The following is a 14,888-nucleotide window of genomic DNA, read 5'->3' as shown; positions in this document are numbered from 1 at the left end:
CACAATCCCGCTGAGAATCACGGAACAATCACAATTGTTAGCGACAGTTACCGGACGAAGTACGGGTCGTCGCCGGCGAGGAACCGCCCGAGGTCAGCCTCGCGGCGGAAATCGGTCGAACGAAGCGTCTGCAGCGCGTCTACGAGCTTTTCGTGATCACTGTCGTCCCACTCGCTCGGGTCCCGGATCGGGACGACGAGGAAGCCGCTCCCGCGGAGTTCCATCGCGTGGAGCGTCTCCATGTCGACGGTCGTCTTGTGCGCCCGTGCGGTGTAGTTCTCGAGGACGTACCGCGTCGCCCGCTCGCCCACCGGGAGGAGGACGTGTGCGGCGATGGCGCGGAGCTCGGCGTCGAAGAAGCGCTCCATGTCGCCGTACGACGACTCGCTGGGGTCACCCTCGCCGTCGGGGAGACACATGTGCAGATACGAGAAGAACGTGCGGCGCATCCCCGGTTCGGTTCCGACGCTGCGCAGCAGGCCGCCGTCGACGAGTGCGCGCTGGAGTCGGAACCCGCTCTCGCCGGTGAACGGGACGCCGCTGTCGACGCCGCCGTGACGACCCGGATGGTCGCCGACGACGTGGAAGTCTGCGTTGGCGTCGCCGTACCCCGGGACGAACTGCTCGCAGGACGGCCGCATTCCGAAGGGGTTGCTCGTGCGGTCAGTGACGTTTCTCACGGGAATGTGTACGTCTCTGTGAGGTTTTAGGTGACGTGGTTTCGGTCGATACTGCGCCGCCGAAAGGCCACGAGGACGCTCAGAGTTCGACGCCGGAGGGGATAAGACTCTTCGCGCGGAGGAGACTCCCGTCGGCGTCGTAGACGAGGAAAGTACGTTTCTCGTAGGTGACGAGCGGTTCACTGTCGACGGTGATCTCAACCCGGTATCGACCGTCGTCGACGTCCGTCGACGCGCCGTACTCGCGGGCGGCGCGGATGAACTTCAGGACGTCGTCGGCGTCCTCGTTCAGTTCGAGGACGAAGTCACCCGTGATGCGGTTAGTGACGCCGACCACGCCCGTCGCGTCAGGGTCGTCCAGCGACGCCTGTAGACGGAAGGCGACGTCGGTCTCGCCGGCGGAGAGCAGTTCGTCTTCGGCACCCGTGAGGCCCTCTCGGAGCAACTCCTCCGGTCCGTGGAAGTCGATGCGGACGAGTGGCTTCTCGGGGTCCGCACCGTGGTCGACCCAGTCAATATGTTCGACAGTCAGTTCGAAGTAGTCACGCCTCATTCCGTACCGGGTCTTAGATAGCCCAGCGTATGAACGTAACGCCCCCGACAGTAGATAACACACCCGGAGTCGGGGCTACAGCTCCTATGTAGTTAATTGAACGAGTTTCCGCGCCGTACTATTCCGGCGGTCCGTCGGTCGGTCCCGTGCTCGGTTTTAAGTGATGCCAGACGGTAGAGGGGTTCAATTGAATCGGAGCCACATATCACGAGACGAACCCCGGTCGAAGGCGCAGACGCAGGCGGAGGAGGGGTCGCTTTCGACACTCCGACGACACGTGGTTCGCGCGATGGAGGTGCTCCGGGGGTCGACCGTCGACGGTCGACCGTTCCGGCCGGGCGAGGACCGAACACTCTCGACGTTCACGACGCCGGCAGGACACGAGGAGGTCGACCGCTACTGGGTGAACGCGCCGTTCGCTTACGCGGTCGTCACCTACGACGCCGACGCCAGCGAACACCGCTACCATGTCGTCGAACCCGACACCGACGAGTTCACTGCGGCGCTCTTGGACCGCATCGTCGTCGACATCCGCGACCCGCTTCTGTACCGCGCGCCGGAGACCGACGCCGACGACGTGGTCGGCGAGTCGGTGCTCCGCGAGGAGCTGACGGCGCTGCTCCAGCAGTACGGCGTCGACGTCGACGCGACGACGTACCACTCCGTCCTCTACTACCTCTATCGGGACTTCGTCGGCTACGGGAAGATCGACGCGCTCCTCCACGACTCTCACATCGAGGACGTCTCGTGTGACGGCTACGACCTCCCCGTCTTCGTCTACCACGACGAGTACACCGACATAGAAACGAACGTCGTCTTCTCCGGAGAGGAACTCGACGACTACGTCGTCCGTCTCGCCCAGCGGTCGGGCCGCCACGTCAGCGTCGGCAACCCCGTCGTCTCCACAACGCTCCCCGACGGGTCACGGGCGGAGCTCTCGCTGGGCCGGGAGGTGACGCCGCGCGGGTCGGCGTTCACCATCCGACAGTACGCCGACGAACCGTTCACGCCGATCGACCTGATCGAGTACGGGACGTTCTCCGTCGAGACGATGGCCTACCTGTGGCTCTGTATCGAGCACAACAAGTCGCTCATCTTCGCCGGCGGGACGGCCTCCGGGAAGACCACCGCGATGAACGCGGTGTCGATGTTCATCCCGCCGCGAGCGAAGGTGCTCACCATCGAGGACACCCGTGAACTCTCTCTCCACCACGACAACTGGCTCGCCAGCGTGACCCGCGAGCAGCTTCACGACGGCACCGACATCGACATGTACGATCTGCTGCGGTCGGCGCTCCGGCACCGCCCCGAGTACATCGTCGTCGGCGAGGTCCGCGGCGAGGAGGCGGTGACGCTGTTTCAAGCGATGAACACCGGCCACACGACGTTCTCGACGATGCACGCCGACAGCATCGAGACGGTGATAAACCGGTTGGAGAACGAACCGATCAACGTGCCGCGGGCGATGGTCCAGTCGCTCGATCTCCTCTCGGTGCAGACGCTCACCCGCCTCGAGGGCGAGCGCGTCCGGCGCTCGAAGGTCGTCGGCGAGATCGGCGGCATCGACCAGCGGACCGGCGAGTTGGACTACTCCTCGGCGTTCCAGTGGGACGTCCAGACGGACACGTTCACCCGAAGCGACAGTGACCTGCTGTCGGAGATCCAGGCCGAACGCGGCTGGTCGCGGTCCGAACTGCTCGCGGAGGTCCGACGACGGGAACGGTTCCTCGAGACGCTGCACGAACGCGGCGTCAACGACTACCGTCGGTTCACCGCGCTGGTCAACGAGTACTACGCCGACCCCGAGGCGGCGACCGCTCGACTCGTCGACGGCCTCGAGGCCACGGAGCGGAGCTGATGCTCTGGTCGGTTCCGCTCGGGTTCGTCAGCGTGGTCTGTCTCGTCGTCGTACTGGACCACATTGATGACCGCGTCCGCCTCGCCGTCACCCGCCTCGGGTTGGCGCTCTTCGGCGACTACGTCGAGACGGCCGACGGCGCGGAGCGACAGCGACGGCGGATGCACGCCGCACACGTCGGCGTCACCCACCGAGTGTACGCGTCGCGGACGCTGCTGTACAGCACGCTTTTCGGCGTCGTCGGGAGCGTCCTCGGCGTCTATCTCGCCGCCGGCGTCGTGTCGGCACTGTCGGTGTCGGCGGACGAGATCCGGGCGTCGCTCCCCGCCGCACTCAGCTTCCTCGGCGACCTCGCGACGCTCCCGTCGCTCGCGCTCGGCGAACTGTTCGGTCTGTTGCTGTTCGCGAGCGCCACCGTCGGGACGGTGCTCGCGGTCGGGTCGTACTGGGGACGGTGGCTGTATCTCGATCAGTTGGCCGTCGCCCGGGCCGGCGCCATCGAGGCGACGCTCCCCCGAACCGTCGCGTTCGTCTACGCGCTCTCGCGCAGCGGGATGTCCGTTCCGAACGTGCTCGCGACGCTCGTCGACAACCGCACGGTGTACGGGGCCGCGGCCGACGAGGTGAACGTCGCCGTCCGAGACATGGACGCCTTCGGTACCGACGTGCTGACCGCGCTGCGACGGGTAGCCCGCCGGACGCCCAGCGAGCAACTGGGGGAGTTCGCCGAGAACCTCGCGAGCGTCCTCTCCAGCGGGCGGAACCTCTCGACGTTCCTGCACGGACAGTACGAGCGGTATCAGGAGGAGGCCCGGGCCCAACAGGAGCAGTATCTGGAACTGCTCGCGACGTTCGCGGAGGTGTACGTCACCGTCCTCGTCGCCGGCCCGCTCTTCTTCATCACCACCCTCGTCGTCGTCGGCCTCGTCATTCAGGACACGCTCGGGATCGTCCGGTTCGTCAGCTACGTGGCCATCCCGCTCGGCACCGCCGGGTTGGTCGTCTACGTCGACAGCGTGACTCCGACGCCGGGGTCGGGCGACGGTAGACACTTCGTCGACCGACCGACGGACGGCGCTCGCCGGTTCGCCCCCGACGGTGGAGCCGTCTCCGGCACGTCGACCGCGAACGAGGCGTCGACCGCGAACCACCAGCGCCTGCGTGCGTACGACAGACTCCGCCCGCTCCGGCGATGGTTCGACGATCCGTGGGGGACGGCGTTCAGCCGTCCCACGCGGTCGCTCGCGCTCACCGTCCCGCTCGGCCTGCTGTGGGTCGTCTGGCGCGTCGACTGGTCGGTCCGGTCGTCGCTCGCTCGCTTCGATCTCGCCGCGGTGCTCGATGCGGTCGACGAACCGCTCGTCCAGGCGATGATCTTCGTCCTCGGTGTCTTCGCACTCGCCTACGAGGTTCGGAAGCGTCGCCTCCGGACGATGGAGGCCGCCGTCCCCGACTTCCTCGATCGGATGGCCAGCGTCAACGAGGCGGGCGTGACCGTCGTCCAGAGCCTCCAGCGAGTGGCCCGGAGCGACCTCGGCGGGTTGACGCCGGAGGTCGAGCGGGCGTGGCGGGACGTCCGGTGGGGGGCCGACGCGGAGACGGCGCTCCGCCGGATGGCCGCCCGCACGTCATCGCCGACGGTCGCGCGTGCGGTGACGCTCGTCACGAACGCGATGCGGGCGACCGACGACGTCGCTCCCGTCCTCCGCATCGCCGCCGACGAGGCGCAGGCGAGTTGGCGACTCCGTCGGGAGCGACGCACCGAGATGGTGACCTATCTGCTGGTCATCTACATCTCTTTCTTCGTCTTCCTCGGCATCGTCGCCGCGCTGTCGGTGTCGTTCCTGCCGGCCGTCGAGGCGACCCAGACGGTCGGCGGTGGGTCGGCCACGGGCAGCCTCCCCACGGGGAGCGTCTTCGGCGGTATCGGCGACGTCGACACCGACGCCTACCGACTGCTGTTCTTCCACGCGTCGGTCGTCCAGGCGGTCTGCTCGGGACTCGTCGCCGGTCAACTCGGCGAGGAGTCGGTCGCCGACGGCGTGAAACACGGGGTCGTCCTCCTCGTCGTCGCCTACGCGGCGTTTCTCGTCGTCTGAGTCGACGCCCGCCGAGTCGGCGGGCCTTTATCGGACCGCCCCAACCTCACCGCATGGACGCGGACCCACAGGCGACGTACGACCGCATCGCCGCGCACTTCGCGTCGACCCGTGAGTACGCCTGGCCGGAGGTCGAGCAGTTCGTCGACGAGTGGGGGAGCGACCGGCGGCGGGCACTCGACCTCGGCTGTGGTAACGGCAGGCACGCGGAACTGCTCGCCGACCACGTCGAACGGGTCGTCGGACTCGACGTCAGTCGCGGCCTGCTCGCGGAGGCGCGGGTACGAGCCACAGAACGGAACTTCTCGGTCGATCTCGTCCACGGCGACGCCGCCCGACTGCCGTTCGTCGCAGACGGGTTCGACCTCGCGGTGTATGTCGCGACGCTCCACCACCTCCAGTCCCGTGAGACGCGCGTCGCCAGCCTCTCGGAACTCGCTCGCGTGTTGACCCCCGACGGGCGGGCGGTCGTGAGCGTCTGGAGCACCGAACACGACACCTTCGACGCCGAGGTGGGCTTCGACACCACCGTCGACTGGACGCTCCCGGGCGGCGAGACGGTGCCGCGCTACTACCACATCTACGACTCCGAAGAGTTCCAGGCGGACCTCAAGTCGAGCGACCTCGACGTCGTCGAGACGTTCGTCTCCAGCGGCAACTGTTACGCCGTCGTCGGCGGGCGGTGAGACGGTCGACGCTCGCCGTCGAACGCGAGTGGGATGTCGACAGCGTCGTCGGCTACGTGTTCTCGCTGTCGTTCTGCTCGCCGGCGACGTTCGGCGAGGAGAAGGAGGCGTTCGACTCGGACCTCCGAGCGTACCTGAACAGACTGGAGGACGAGCGGTTCGTCCAGCACACCGAGGTCGAGGTCATCTCGGGGAAGAAACCAGGGAAGCCGTCTGGTCGGTGAGGGCGGCGACCGCCTACCCACGACGAGACTCACTCCGACGATGACACAGCACTCCAACGACGAGCGAACCCAGTCGAGAACCGCACGGAAGAACGGGTGACACAGCCGGTATTCTAGTAGACCAAAGCGGTCACAGCGAGTGGAGTTTGACAGCGATGTCGCATCGGGTTTGGTTGGTAATATGATACTCTGATCGAGACGTCACCGCCGTTTGACACCTATCTGCGACTGAAATCGTGTGATTCCTCTCGTGGGAGTCTCAGTCGATCTGAACCTCTTCGAGAGCGACATTCTTGTCAAGTGCCAACGAGGACTCCTCGTAGATGTCTTCAGCGTCAACTATGGCGTTTTCAGCGAGGGAAAGAGCGACTTCTCCATCAAGGGAGTTGGCGAGGAAATTAAGCAGATGATTCTTGTGGATTTCACCGTCTGCTTGCTGGGTCGGAGACACACTTTCTGCAAGCAGAAGTCTCAACTAACCGGCTTTGTGATGTACTGAACCCTCTCCTCAGAGAAGACACTCAATCTCTCCACTCTCTTTGGTAACTCTTCATACTCAACTCAATACCCACCTCTCTGCGCAATGTCTCTCCCACTCGCTCCACGCCCACTCCTCGCACCTCACTACACTTTCCTCTTTGAGAAGAGAGTATCGCCAGCGTGGTTTTGAACTAGTCAGAGTCAAATTTGCACTCAAAATTTTGAACGAAATAGTTTGAATATCAATCACTCTCTTTTCACAGCACAATGGTCGACCCGTAGAGAGAGCCTGCCGTGGAGATCTGCAGGCGATGACTCGCCAGAGGACGGGAGCCGTAGCGACACGGCCACGACTCGCCGTGAGAAGAGCGTACCGGCGCAGATGACGCTCACAGCATTTCGAGAGTCGAGAATCTCTATAGATGAGCAAGGCGAGTGCCTCGGAGCTTGACCCCGAGGCGGTTCACGCGCATGAGTAGTTCGCACAGCAACATCACATCAACTATCCGTTACCTGCCGACACGAGCAAGCAGGTAGGCGAACGCTACGGCGCAATTAACAACGGGTATGAAGATATATCGCACGTCCATCAGCGAGCTGTCTTTCTGATCGATAACACGCGGCCAATCCAGTTTGTGACCGCGATCGATGCCACTCACACATAGTTCAAGGTGGAACCCCACGGCTTGAGCCGTGGAGGAAGCCGACAATGGTCGATAAACCGCCGTCGATAACACGACTGGTTTCGCCACCGAAAGCGCCAAATATAAATTTAATTACATTCATACCACACTCCCAGTCGGTCAACTGTGTTAACTGTGGAAGGGCCTCCGTGGAGAGGCCCTGAAATCGGGGACGGATGACACTACGCCTCTCTCGTTGGCTTCTCCGACAATGAAGCGGGGGGAGTCCACCGATGATTACAGTGGTGTGAGACGGCGTCGGACGCAGACCACGGGTCGGAAAACCACGTAAGAAACCCCTCCGTGTGACCAACCCGCCGTCGTGAAACCCGCCCCCGACGGCGGACGAAGTCATTCGAGACGGCTTCGCCGTCTCGTGATGACGGAAGACGTACCGCGTCTTCCAAATCATGTGGGACGAAACCCTTGCGGGGGAAAGCCCACGACTTCGGTCGTGGGTAACTCACGTACTATAGCGGTGTGGTCACTGTCATCATACAACGGGATGATACGATGTGCGCACAGTTGCTATGTACTTAAATCTCACCAGCCGCAAGATTGGGTAGACAATGTCCGAGACGGAAGCAGCCGACACCGTCGAGTACGAGGTCGTCGTCGTCGGCGGCGGCCCGGCGGGTCTGACGACTGCGTTGTACACGACACGATTGGGGCACGACACTGCGGTCGTCGACCGCGGTGGCGGGCGGGCGGCGATGATGATGGAGACGCACAACGTCATCGGGATCACCGAAGACGTCTCCGGCAACGAGTTCCTGGAGACCGCACGCGAGCAGGTCGCCGAGTACGGGGCGACCTTCCACAGGGACCTCGTCACCGAAGTCGAGCGGCTCGAAGACGGTCGGTTCCGCGTGAGCGGGAACGACGGCGAATACCTGACCGAGAGCGTCGTGCTCGCGACCGGGTTCTCCGACAAGCGACCGGACCCGCCGCTCCCGCGGACGGGTCGCGGTCTCCACTACTGTCTGCACTGCGACGCCTACATGTTCGTCGACGAGTCGGTGTACGTGATGGGTCACGGCGAGAGCGCCGCCCACGTCGCGATGATCATGCTCAACTTCACCGACGAGGTCGACCTGCTGCTCCGCGGGAAGGAGCCCGAATGGAGCGACGAGACCGACGAACAGCTCCGCGCCCACCCCGTCGACGTCGTCGAGGAGGAGATCGCCGGGATGACGAAGGGCGAGGACGGCTGGCTGGAGAGCTTCGAGTTCGAGGACGGAACCGTCCGCGAGTATCGCGGCGGCTTCCCGATGTACGGCTCCGAGTACAACAACGACCTCGCGGACCAACTGGGCTGTGACATCAACGACGACGGCACCGTCGCGGTCGACGACCACGGTCGCACCAGCGTCGACGGCGTTGTCGCCGTCGGCGACCTCGTCCCCGGCCACAACCAGATTCCGGTCGCGATGGGTCAGGGGGCGAAAGCCGGCATCGGTATCCACTACGACCTCCGAGAGTTCCCGAAGAGCCTCGACGAGATCCGGGAGTCGGGTCCCGTCGCTACCGAGGAGACGCCGGCCATCTCGCCGTCGCTCCGAGAGGCGGCCCGCGCGTTCAGCCTCGGCGACGACTGAAAAGGGTAACATCCTTAATGGGGGAGGATGAAACGACGAGTGCGCACCGGTGGTCTAATGGCATGACTTTGGCCTTCCAAGCCAACGATCCGGGTTCAACTCCCGGCCGGTGCACTTCTCTGTATTCTGCACGACGAGCGGCGCGTCTCGTCCCGATATAGCGCGTCGGTTCCTTGTGTCACACCACCACGGAACACGCATACCGGCCGAATCCGCCCCGACCGACAGTGCCGGTCAGTGTCTCCCCCAGCGGACCCCTCTTTCCGGTGACCGTCCAAGATGGAGGTCCGATGAACGCAATCACCGAGAATCTCGACGACACGGCTGCACTCGTCACAGGCGCGTCCTCCGGTATCGGCGAGTCGACCGCCGAGGCGTTGGCCGAAGCAGGTGCGAGCGTCGCGCTCGCCGCCCGACGCGAGGACGAACTCGAACAGCTCGCCGACCGCATCGAGTCCGACGGCGGCGAGGCGCTCGTCGTTCCGACCGACGTCACTGACGAAGCCGAGATACAGGAGATGGTCGACCGGACGTACGAGGAGTTCGGGAGCCTCGACATCCTCGTCAACAACGCCGGCGTGATGCTGCTCGAACGCGTCGAAGACGCAGACATCGACAACTTCCGGCAGATGGTCGAGGTGAATCTCCTGGGTCTGATGAACGTCACCCACACCGCACTGCCGATCATGCAGAAACAGGGCGAGGGACACGTCGTCAACGTCTCCTCGGTCGCCGGTCGGAAGGCGTACGCCGGATCGAGCGGCTACAACGCGACGAAGTTCGGCGTCAACGGCTTCTCCGAGGCGCTCCGCGAGGAAGTTACTGGCGAGAACGACATCCGCGTGACGCTCATCGAACCCGGGTTCGTCGACACCGAACTCGCCGAGCACATCCCGGACGACGAGCAGCAAGAACAGGCGGAAGAAGCACTCGAGGCGATGGACGCGCTCACCCCCGACGACATCGCCCGGTCGATCGCCTACGCCGTGGGCCAACCGTCGCACGTCGACGTCAACGAGATCCTCATCCGACCGACCGACCAAGAACTGTAGACGCCGAGTCTCCCGTCGGCGCTGCTGTTCTTCGCGCTGTACTAACGTATCGAGGTGTTCCCAACGGCGTATCTCGGGGCGCTCGCGCTGTTCGACGCCGTTCAGGGCGAAGCGGTCCAGCTCTACGGACTCGGGGCGTTCGTCTTGGGGCTCGTCGTCGCCGGCTGGTTCGTCGGCACCGAACTGTTCGGCGATGACGACCGAGCGCTTCCCGTCGGGTCGGTCCTCCTCGGCGTCGCGGCGGGGGCAATGTCGGTGTACCTGCTCGCCAACGGGCTGGTGCTCTTCTCCGTCGAGGGGACGTTCGCACTCCCCGTCTCGCGAGCCCTGTCGGACGCGCTCGTCGGCGTCAACCCGTTCCGGTGAGACTCACTCGACTCGTTCGAGTCGCTCTCGGAGTATCGTCCGGTGGCTCCGCCGGTTCTCCGAGGGTTCGTCGCCGACGAGCAGGAGCGACTGTCCCGCCTCGAGTCGATCTCGGAGTCGGTCGAGAGCATCGCTTGCGCCGGGATCGGTCTCGAGGAGGTCGCGGTACCGGTCGTCGACGCCGACGTCTTCCCACGCGGCGTTGTGCGCGCCTTCGTCGCACAACCCTCCGCGTTTGAACGCTTCGCAGCGGCGCTCGAACGTCTCCAGCACCTCGGCCGGTGGCGCGAGCGCCGGTTCACACTCGTCGACGACGGCGCGCAGCGCGCTCGGCGGGTGGCAGACGACGCCGACGACGAACTCGTCTGCCGACCGGTGGACCAGCCCGTGTCGGAGCGCGGTCAGTGTCGTGTCTCGGACGCTGCCGTCGGGAGCCATCGCTCGTCGTTCGGTCGCGACCGGCAAAACACTCCGGGTCTCCTCAAGTCCAACGCCCCTGGTCACCGCACACCGCCTCGGGGACACCGTCGGCGACGGGTCGTGTCGCACGGTCGACAGCGAAGTTCATCTCGTTCGCAATCGTACTGTGGCTGTCATGTACGACAGCGTCCCACTGTTCGGACCCATCCCGGGCGGTCCCGAACTCCTCATCATTTTGGCCGTGATCGTCCTCCTCTTCGGCGCGAACAGGCTTCCGGAACTCGCTCACGCGAGCGGACGAGCGATGGGCGAGTTCCGCCGCGGTCGCGAGGAGATCGAACAGGAGATCCGAGCGGCAGCGAACGCGGAGCGCGACACTGCTGTCGACTCCGACGCCGGGACCGTCGGTACGGGCGGCGTCGCCACCGGCGTAGACAGTGAGGACGCCGAGACGGGGATGAGCCGAAACGTCGTGTAATCGAACCGAACTCACCCGCTCGTCAGTCTCCAAGCGTCGAAACGGTGGCCGTCGTCTGCCGTTCCCGCGCCTGAACGACGGTGAACACCGTGGTCGCGACGACGATGAACCCGGCCGCGGTGAGGAACGCCGCGGTCGTCGAGACGAGGTCGATGATGATCCCGACCACGGCCGGTCCGATCACCTGTCCGACCTTCCACGAGATCGACCGGAGCGACATGCTGCTAGCGACGGAGTCGAACCGTTCGCCCTCGTCGACGAACAGCGACATACTCGCCGGCAGTCGGAGACTGTCGGCGACACCGAGCAACCCGTACGCGGCGAACAGCGCGAAGAACGCGCCGCCGAGTTCGACCGTGTTGCCGGCGAATCCCACCGTCACCGGGTTGAGTGTCCCCTCCGCGACGTACGAGAGGGGGATCGCGGCGGTCCCGACTCCGTAGAGGAGTGCGCCTGCCGCGACGAAGTACGGTTTTCGACCGATCCGGTCGGTCAACTCACCCGTGTACCCCTGGAGTATCGACTTCGTGAGTTTTCCGCCGGCCAGAATCCAGCCGATAGCGAAGGCGCTGATACCGAACTCGGTGCGGGCGAGGATGGGGAGAAAGATGATGACCGCCATCTTCCCGAAGCTGAACGTGAGGCGGAAGGAGACGAGTGCCCGGACCATCGGCCGCCCGAGGAGCGTCCGGAACGTCTCGACGCTCGTCGCTTCCGCGGGGTCCGTCTTCCCGCCGGGGTTGTCCCGGAGGAACGCGAAGACGAGAACGAACGCCCCGATGGTGACGAGCGAGAGAACGAGATAGGTGAGCCGGAAGTCGTAGGCGTAGAGCAGGTAGCCGCCGACGACGTCGCCGGCGAGACTGGAGAACGCGGCGACCTGGTTGTACGATCCGAGCCAGCGACCGCTCTGGTCGTCGGGGCTGATCTCGCCGACGACCGTCGATCCGGTGATCCAGAGGATGCTCGCACCGACGCCCTGTGCGACACGCATCAGGACGACGTGTGTCGCGTTCTCGACGAGAGCGAAGCCGCCGAAGACGGCGACGTTCACCACGAGTCCGGCGAGGAGGAAGCGCTTCGCGTTGCCGGTGTCGATCTTCCGGCCGAGCGGCAGGACGATGAGCAGTTGTGCCAGCGCGAACGACGTCCCGAACAGCCCCTCGACGAACCCCGTCGTGTCGAACTGTTCGGCGTACAGCGCGAGTGCGATGAGCACCGTCGAGTACGCCTGACTTCGGGCGAACGCCGTCCCTGCCAGTGCAGCGAACTCGCGGTCACGAAACAGCGCCACCGAGCGACCCAACCCTGACGACACAGTTGCTTACAGCGACGATCTTCGGCCTGAAAAACGGCGCTTTCACCGACGCGTTCGCCGCGTTCGTAAGTGCGAGCGACGACGCGTCTCGCGGCCCCGCTTGTCTCCTCAGAGTTCGATCCGTTCGACGAGTTGGTCGTCCGCTTTGGTGTTGACCGCGACGATACGGATGTCGTCCTCCAGCCGCGACTTGTGGAGTTTCGCCTTCAGGAGGTTGTCGACCTGGTAGACGCCGGCGGCGTTGACCATCTCGATCTCGACGAGCACCGGCACTCCCTCGCCGGGTTTCAGCGTGACGCTGTTGATAGCCTGACTCGAGAGCGTGTTGATGCCGCGACCGCCCTTCTCGTAGGGGATACGCGAGCGACCCCGTTCCATGTCGAGAGCGTCGGCGATGCGGATGACGCCGGCCTCCGTCGTCAGCGGGTCCTCCTCGGTGTGGTGACAGAGAATGGCGTGGAGCACCTCTGCCTTCATACGGACGGCCTCCTCGGTGTCGTAGAACTGTGGGAGGAACCGGTCGAGGAGATCCGCCGCGAGCGGGATGGAGTAGTAGGCGTGGCTGTCGCGGTGGACGACGTGGCCGATGTCGTGGATCGTCGCCGCCAGCGCGACGATGACCGACTCGTCCGCCTCGTCGAGATGCTGGTCCTGTGCACCGTTGAACTCGACGTTGCCCGCCTTGAGCAGATCGTAGAGCCGCAGTGCCCGGTTCCGGACGATCTCGATGTGTTTCGGTCCGTGGTCGTTGTATCCTTTCCGCGTCACCGCGTTGACGTTCTGGGCTTTGAGATAGGTCGTGATCTCGACGTCGTTCTTGATGGCGGGAAGAACCTCGTTCAGTTTCTCGTCAGGGAAGGCGTGTTCCTCGTCAGGATCGTAGCTTCGCGCACCGTCCGTACCGTCGATCTCACCGACGTCCTCTGTGTCGCTACTCATGGCTACGGCTTGACGCGCCGGCGAGAAAAAGTCCTCGGGGTTCGGTTAGTTCATTGACGCGCGCTGTCCTGCGGCGGCGGCGGCGGCCGCCTCGACCTCGTCGTAGTCGGGTTCGACGCCGGGGTCGTCGCTGACCCACTCGTACGTCACCTTTCCGTCGCCGTCGACTACGAAGACGGCGCGCTTGGCGACGCCGTAGTAGCCGATGTCGTCGAAGTCCATCTCGACGTCGTAGTCGGCGACGATCTCCTTGTTCGTGTCGCTGACGAGTCCGAACGAGAGGTCGTTCTGTTCTTTGAACTCCTGGAGTGCGAAGGGGGTGTCGACGCTGATCCCGTAGATGGACGCACCGACGTCGTCGAAGGCGGCGAGTTCGGACTCGAAGGTGCACAGCTCGTCCGTGCAGACGGAGGTGAACGCGCCGGGGAAGAACGCCAGCACGACGGGAGCCTCCTCGTCGAGCACGTCGGAGAACGTCTTCGAGCCGATCTCGTCGGTCACGAACGGTGCGGTGAAGTCGGGAGCGTCGTCGCCTACGTCTACCATGATTCGGCGTACAGTCGCTCGAATGATGATGTTTGTGCTCTCGACGTCGGTTGGGTGAAAAACTCACCCAGGGACGACGAGGGTGGGGGTGTCGGCTCAGTTTCTGACGACCGCGACGAGCAAAAAGCCTATAATCGATACATGGTTAGGCAGGGGTAGAGATGATTGACACCGTGATTCCACTGTTCGGACCGATCCCCGGCGGGCCGGAGCTCCTCATCATCCTCCTCGTGCTCGTCTTGCTGTTCGGCGCGAACAAGATTCCGAAGCTTGCCCGTTCGACGGGTCAGGCGATGGGTGAGTTCCAGAAGGGCCGTGAAGAGGTCGAAGACGAACTCGAACAGATGCGACAGGGCAAGGGCTCGCGAGACGACGAGGAAGACGAACCGACGCCCGACATCGGTGCCGACAGCACCGAGGCGGACCGCGACACCGACCGCGACGCCGTGACCGAGCGCGAGACCGAAACCGAGCGCAATAACTAACTCCCTTCTGCCCGACCGGATCGGGCCGATTCTCTGCGGCTGGAAGCGCACGCTTTTTGTGTGTGCTTTCGTACCTCCGCCGGGACGTGTGGCCTAGTGGACAGGGCGAGAGGTTCCTAACCTCTCGATCGCGGGTTCGAATCCCGCCACGTCCGTTTTTCGCCGAGCGACAGCGAGGCGTGCAAACGACACGCGGGATTCGAAGCAGGGAGCACGGAGTGAGCGACCGTGGTTCCGAATCCCGCCACGGCCGTCTCGTTCGTTTCACTCGCTCGCGAGAGTCCCGTCACGCCCGCTGTTCTCCGAGTGACGGCGGCACGTCGCGAGCGACTTCGTATCTCGCCGGCGTTCTGCCGTACGCGGTGGCTCGTCGTCACCCACGGACCTCTCTAGTATTTTAACAGACTTCTTTCCAACACTTTC

At 64.4% G+C, this 14,888-nt stretch carries 15 protein-coding genes, 2 tRNA genes and 2 pseudogenes; 12 read left to right on the top strand and 7 right to left on the bottom strand.

The window, feature by feature from the left end; genetic code table 11:
• Window positions 1-47: 47 nt before the first annotated feature.
• Together BSG17_RS03400 and BSG17_RS03395 are read right to left on the bottom strand one after the other, a co-directional pair.
• A complete protein-coding gene (locus BSG17_RS03400) occupies window positions 48-680 on the bottom strand; it encodes a uracil-DNA glycosylase family protein (RefSeq protein WP_170864699.1) in 633 nt (210 codons plus the stop codon).
• A 79-nt stretch (window positions 681-759) separates the two neighbouring features.
• Window positions 760-1,233: a DUF5793 family protein gene (locus tag BSG17_RS03395; RefSeq protein WP_089821075.1), complete on the bottom strand. Its 474-nt coding sequence runs from the start codon at window positions 1,231-1,233 to the stop codon at window positions 760-762.
• A 163-nt stretch (window positions 1,234-1,396) separates the two neighbouring features.
• Between BSG17_RS03395 and BSG17_RS03390 the strand changes: the two genes are divergently transcribed.
• From BSG17_RS03390 to BSG17_RS03375, 4 genes are read left to right on the top strand one after another with little or no spacing between them, the layout of a single operon-like run.
• Window positions 1,397-3,091 carry a type II/IV secretion system ATPase subunit gene (locus BSG17_RS03390; RefSeq protein ID WP_089821074.1) on the top strand — a complete coding sequence of 565 codons (1,695 nt, stop codon included), beginning with the start codon at window positions 1,397-1,399 and terminating at the stop codon, window positions 3,089-3,091.
• Window positions 3,091-5,190, top strand: a complete 2,100-nt coding sequence (locus BSG17_RS03385) for a type II secretion system F family protein (RefSeq protein WP_089821073.1) — start codon at window positions 3,091-3,093, stop codon at window positions 5,188-5,190. The genes BSG17_RS03390 and BSG17_RS03385 overlap by 1 nt, the downstream gene beginning before the upstream one ends.
• Window positions 5,191-5,243: 53 nt before the next feature.
• Entirely contained in the window at window positions 5,244-5,876 is a 633-nt protein-coding gene (locus BSG17_RS03380; RefSeq protein ID WP_089821072.1) for a class I SAM-dependent methyltransferase, read from the top strand.
• Window positions 5,873-6,100 (top strand): hypothetical protein, encoded by a 228-nt coding sequence (locus BSG17_RS03375; RefSeq protein WP_089821071.1) that lies wholly within the window; start codon window positions 5,873-5,875, stop codon window positions 6,098-6,100. The genes BSG17_RS03380 and BSG17_RS03375 overlap by 4 nt, the downstream gene beginning before the upstream one ends.
• 316 nt (window positions 6,101-6,416) lie before the next feature.
• Here the strand turns inward: BSG17_RS03375 and BSG17_RS03370 are convergent.
• Window positions 6,417-6,551 (bottom strand): annotated as a pseudogene (locus tag BSG17_RS03370) (ISH3 family transposase); the annotation flags it as partial.
• A gap of 520 nt (window positions 6,552-7,071) precedes the next feature.
• Between BSG17_RS03370 and BSG17_RS28570 the strand changes: the two are divergent.
• The 5 genes and pseudogenes from BSG17_RS28570 to BSG17_RS03340 form a co-directional block, all read left to right on the top strand.
• Window positions 7,072-7,245 (top strand): annotated as a pseudogene (locus BSG17_RS28570) (hypothetical protein); the annotation flags it as partial.
• 587 nt (window positions 7,246-7,832) lie between these two features.
• On the top strand, window positions 7,833-8,861 hold the full coding sequence (locus BSG17_RS03355) for an NAD(P)/FAD-dependent oxidoreductase (RefSeq protein ID WP_089821068.1): 1,029 nt from the start codon (window positions 7,833-7,835) through the stop codon (window positions 8,859-8,861).
• Between the two features lie 43 nt (window positions 8,862-8,904).
• A tRNA-Gly gene (locus BSG17_RS03350) sits at window positions 8,905-8,975 on the top strand.
• A gap of 176 nt (window positions 8,976-9,151) precedes the next feature.
• A complete protein-coding gene (locus BSG17_RS03345; RefSeq protein ID WP_089821067.1) occupies window positions 9,152-9,913 on the top strand; it encodes an SDR family oxidoreductase in 762 nt (253 codons plus the stop codon).
• A gap of 54 nt (window positions 9,914-9,967) precedes the next feature.
• Complete coding sequence (locus BSG17_RS03340; RefSeq protein ID WP_089821066.1) at window positions 9,968-10,279, top strand: hypothetical protein; 312 nt, start codon at window positions 9,968-9,970, stop codon at window positions 10,277-10,279.
• 3 nt (window positions 10,280-10,282) lie between these two features.
• On the opposite strand, the gene BSG17_RS03335 is transcribed toward BSG17_RS03340, so the two are convergent.
• Window positions 10,283-10,717, bottom strand: coding sequence for a DUF488 family protein (locus BSG17_RS03335; protein WP_089821065.1), 435 nt, complete (start codon window positions 10,715-10,717; stop codon window positions 10,283-10,285).
• A 157-nt stretch (window positions 10,718-10,874) separates the two neighbouring features.
• On the opposite strand from BSG17_RS03335, the gene BSG17_RS03330 reads away from it, so the two are divergent.
• Entirely contained in the window at window positions 10,875-11,177 is a 303-nt protein-coding gene (locus BSG17_RS03330; RefSeq protein ID WP_089821064.1) for a Sec-independent protein translocase subunit TatA/TatB, read from the top strand.
• A gap of 22 nt (window positions 11,178-11,199) precedes the next feature.
• Here the strand turns inward: BSG17_RS03330 and BSG17_RS03325 are convergent, their stop codons facing one another.
• The 3 genes from BSG17_RS03325 to BSG17_RS03315 form a co-directional block, all read right to left on the bottom strand.
• Window positions 11,200-12,495: an MFS transporter gene (locus BSG17_RS03325; RefSeq protein WP_089821063.1), complete on the bottom strand. Its 1,296-nt coding sequence runs from the start codon at window positions 12,493-12,495 to the stop codon at window positions 11,200-11,202.
• A gap of 108 nt (window positions 12,496-12,603) precedes the next feature.
• Window positions 12,604-13,434, bottom strand: coding sequence for an HD domain-containing protein (locus tag BSG17_RS03320; protein WP_089821062.1), 831 nt, complete (start codon window positions 13,432-13,434; stop codon window positions 12,604-12,606).
• A 45-nt stretch (window positions 13,435-13,479) separates the two neighbouring features.
• Window positions 13,480-13,980 carry a redoxin domain-containing protein gene (locus BSG17_RS03315; RefSeq protein WP_089821061.1) on the bottom strand — a complete coding sequence of 167 codons (501 nt, stop codon included), beginning with the start codon at window positions 13,978-13,980 and terminating at the stop codon, window positions 13,480-13,482.
• A gap of 161 nt (window positions 13,981-14,141) precedes the next feature.
• On the opposite strand from BSG17_RS03315, the gene BSG17_RS03310 reads away from it, so the two are divergent.
• Together BSG17_RS03310 and BSG17_RS03305 are read left to right on the top strand one after the other, a co-directional pair.
• Window positions 14,142-14,465 carry a Sec-independent protein translocase subunit TatA/TatB gene (locus BSG17_RS03310; protein ID WP_089821060.1) on the top strand — a complete coding sequence of 108 codons (324 nt, stop codon included), beginning with the start codon at window positions 14,142-14,144 and terminating at the stop codon, window positions 14,463-14,465.
• Window positions 14,466-14,547: 82 nt separating this feature from the next.
• Window positions 14,548-14,620 (top strand) — tRNA-Arg (locus tag BSG17_RS03305).
• Window positions 14,621-14,888: the final 268 nt, after the last annotated feature.

The sequence above is a fragment of the Halogranum amylolyticum genome (genome assembly GCF_900110465.1).
Classification (GTDB): Archaea; Halobacteriota; Halobacteria; order Halobacteriales; family Haloferacaceae; genus Halogranum; species Halogranum amylolyticum.
This window is presented reverse-complemented; position numbering and strand designations above follow the sequence as displayed.